This is a genomic window from Streptomyces hygroscopicus subsp. hygroscopicus (assembly GCF_030269125.1).
In the GTDB taxonomy this organism is placed as follows: domain Bacteria; phylum Actinomycetota; class Actinomycetes; order Streptomycetales; family Streptomycetaceae; genus Streptomyces; species Streptomyces hygroscopicus_C.
Genome location: NZ_BSSM01000065.1, coordinates 1 through 463, shown reverse-complemented (window position 1 = coordinate 463; position 463 = coordinate 1). Strand labels below are relative to the sequence as shown.

Annotated in this window: 1 protein-coding gene; it reads right to left on the bottom strand. The window is 68.7% G+C overall.

The window, feature by feature from the left end:
• Positions 1-4: 4 nt before the first annotated feature.
• Positions 5-463: AMP-binding enzyme (locus QSK45_RS38110; RefSeq protein WP_490993681.1), on the bottom strand; the 459-nt coding region annotated here is incomplete at its 5' end.

Sequence of the window (463 nt, the reverse complement as noted above, 5' to 3'; positions counted from 1 at the left end):
CGGCTCAGTCGTCGTTGGGGGTGGTGGGGAGTTTGGACTGGATGAGGTCCATGACGCTGGAGTCGGTGAGGGTGGTGACGTCGCCGAGTTGGCGGTTTTCCGCGACGTCGCGGAGGAGTCGGCGCATGATCTTGCCGGAGCGGGTCTTGGGTAGTTCGGCGACGGGGAGGATGCGCTTGGGTTTGGCGATGGGGCCGAGGGTGGCGCCGACGTGGTCGCGGAGTGTGGCGATGAGGGTGTCGTCCTCGGTGGCGGTGCCGCGCAGGATGACGAAGGCGACGATGGCCTGGCCGGTGGTTTCGTCGGTGGCGCCGACGACGGCGGCTTCGGCGACGGCGGGGTGGGAGACGAGGGCGGATTCGACCTCGGTGGTGGAGATGTTGTGGCCGGAGACGAGCATGACGTCGTCGACGCGGCCGAGGAGCCAGATGTCGCCGTCCTGGTCCTTCTTGGCGCCGTCGCC